This is a genomic window from Streptomyces spongiae, assembly GCF_009377185.1.
Lineage (GTDB): Bacteria > Actinomycetota > Actinomycetes > Streptomycetales > Streptomycetaceae > Streptomyces > Streptomyces spongiae.
The window spans coordinates 1-2,902 of record NZ_VJZC01000878.1 but is presented as its reverse complement, the minus strand read 5'-3'; the positions used below and the strand labels follow the sequence as shown (position 1 = coordinate 2,902).

Genomic DNA, 2,902 nt, shown 5'->3' with positions numbered 1-2,902 from the left:
CCCCGAACCCGTGCCCTCCCTCACCACGTGGCACGGCGCGGGCGCCTCCGCGACCCCGGACGACGTCCACCGCGTGGCCGCCGAGTTCATCCAGCTCGCCGCCCGGTACGCCACCCCCACCACCGAACTGCCCGCCGTGGCCGACGTCCTGGCCCGTACGCTGCTCGCCGTCGCCGACGTGGACCTCACGGACGCCGACGCCGTACGCCTGGGACCGCAGGGGTACGCGCGCCTTCTGCGCGGGGCGGTGCAGGGCGCGGACCGGGGGCTGTCGCCCGAGGCCGCGTGGTTCCACGACGCCCTGCTGGTGTCCGTGTGCCTGCACGTCCTGCACCACTTCGTCCGCCGCTCCCGACACATCCAGCACCAGATGCCCGGACACGCCAGCCGCATCCGCCAGCTCGTCGACCTGGACGACGCCGAGGCGACGGCCCGCAGCCCCGAACATCCTCAGGAGGACGCCGACTTCGAGGCCCGGTACGCCGAGGACGCGATCCGCAGGTACGGATGGCTGACGATCGTCGGAGTGGACCTCCCCAACGCGCCGGACCGCTGGCTCCTGGAGGACACGTATCTCAGCCTGGAGGCCGAGGAACGCACGGAGGACGCCGAGAAAACGGGAACAACCTCACCCTCCAACGGGCAGCGCACCGTACTCCTCGCCGACCGGGCACTGGACGGCCATGAACGCGTCCTCCTGCTCGGCCCCGCCGGCTCGGGCAAGACGACCCTCGTCCAGTGGCTCGCCGTGTCCGCCGCCCGCGCACAGGCACGCGTCCCCTTCGTCCTGCCCGTGCGCCGCTTCGCCCGCGAGGGCTTCCCCGCCCCCGACGACTTCCTGCACGCCGTACGCCACCCGCTCGCCGACGAGGCGCCCGAGGGCTGGGTCGTGCGGACGCTGCTCGCCGGGCGCGCCCTGCTGCTGGTGGACGGGATCGACGAGGCCCCCGAGGAGACCCGCGGCAAGCTGCGCGACCAGCTCCGCCGGCTGCTGCGGGTGTTCTCCGGCAACGGCTGTCTGGTCACCTCCCGTCCCTCCGCCGTGGAGGACGGCTGGCTCTCGCGGGAACGCCTCTCGGAGGAGGGCTTCACCCAGCTGTCGCTGGCGCCGATGTCACGGGACCAGGTCACGCGGTTCGTCCGGGACTGGCACGCGGCGGCCATGGGCGACGAGCAGAGCGGGCGGGACGAGCAGGAGCGGGAGGCGCTGCGGACGTACGAGCAGCGGCTGCTGCACTCGGTACGGATCTACCGTGAGCTGCGCCAGCTCGCCACCAACCCCCTGATGTGCGGTCTGATCTGCGCGCTCAACCGGGACCGCTCCGGCTCCCTGCCGCAGGGCCGCAAGGAGCTGTACGAGGCGGCCCTGGAGATGCTGCTGCAGCGCCGCGATCCCGAACGGGACGTGCTGTACGCCGACGACGTGCGGCTGCAGCAGGAGCCGCGGGAGCGTCTGCTGCGGAAACTGGCCCACGCGATGCTGGAGGACGGCGTCTCGGAGCTGCCGCACCGCCGCGTGGTCGACATCCTCGACGGCGCCCTGCCGAGCATCCCGGCCGCCCGTGCGGAGGGCGGCGGCGAGAAGATCTTCCGCCATCTGCTGCACCGCACCGGTCTGCTGCGCGAACAGGCGGAAGGCGCGGTGGACTTCATACACCGCACCTTCCAGGACTATCTGGCCGCCAAGGAGATCGTGGCCCGCGGCCGGCTCCACTCCCTCGTCGCCCACGCCCACCGGCCCGAGTGGGAGGAGGTCATCCGCATGGCCGCCGCCCACGCCCGCCCGGAGGAGTGCGCCGACTTCCTGCAGCGGCTGCTGTCCGCCGCTCCGGAGCTGCGCCGCCCCCAGGTGAACCACCGCCGGCTGATGGCCGCGGCCTGCCTGGAACACGTCACCGAACTCGACCCGTCCATCCGGCAGTTGGTGCACGACCGCACGAAGTACCTGGTACGCCCGGCGACCGATCTCGCCGCCCGCAGCCTCGGCTGGGTCGGGCCCATCGTGCTGGAGCTGCTGCCCGACCCCGAGGAGGTGCCGGGCGACCAGCAGGCCCTCATGCTCGCCCTCACGGCCACCCGGGTCGAGGACGACGCCGCCATCGACTACCTGGCCCGTCTGCGCACCCGCTCGTCCCTGGCCATCCGCGCCGAACTGGCCCGTCCCTGGCGTCACTTCGACACGGAACGGTACGCCCGCGAGATCATCGCCCACCTGGATCCGGACGGGCTGTACTACCCGGTTTCCGACACCGCGGAGCTGGCCGCCCTCCGCGATCTGGGCGGCCGCCCCCGCATCCAGGTGGCGGGCGTCATCCCCACCGCCGATCTCCTCAGCGGCCTGGACCACACCCAGCTCACCCACCTCTGGATCAACGCCCAGCCCACCGACCCGGACATGTCCTGGCTGTCCCGCTTCCCCAACCTCCGCGTCCTCCGGGTCAACCCGCGTCTGCCCCGGGTACGGAACGTTCCGGAGGGAGTGACGATCACGGCCTGAGCCGACGAGGGCTGACGGGCCACATCCCGGGTCGTCGCACGCCGTCTCCCTGTTCTTCGCGACCCGCGCGCCCGGAAGGACGAGGGAGTCGCCGCGAGCCGCCCATGGGCGACTCAAGTCGTTCGGGCTGGTCCTGGCGTGGAAACCGTGTCCCCGTCGGCGTGTCCTTGCCCTGCTCCGCAGGGAGTTCGATCCCTCCCGGGCTGTACGTCCGCGGTTTCGGTGACCTCTTCAAGGACGTGGCCGAACAGCGCCACAGACCTGTCGGGCGGGCACGCCGAGAAGACGTTCAAGCTGCCGGACTACGACGGCCAGCTGTCCTGAGCGGTCCCCGCACGCACACGAAGACGGGCGAAGGGGGCCGGTGCCCTTCAGGCCTGTCTCTTATACACGTCTTACGCTGCC

General features: G+C 72.1%; 1 protein-coding gene and 1 pseudogene. Both read left to right on the top strand.

Annotated elements, in window-relative coordinates:
* A partial coding sequence (locus tag FNH08_RS53350; protein ID WP_152778217.1) for an NACHT domain-containing protein occupies positions 1 to 2,497 on the top strand: 2,497 nt, incomplete at its 5' end.
* 200 nt (positions 2,498 to 2,697) lie between these two features.
* A pseudogene (locus FNH08_RS48120) lies at positions 2,698 to 2,821 on the top strand (HAD family acid phosphatase); the annotation flags it as partial.
* Positions 2,822 to 2,902 lie beyond the last annotated feature (81 nt).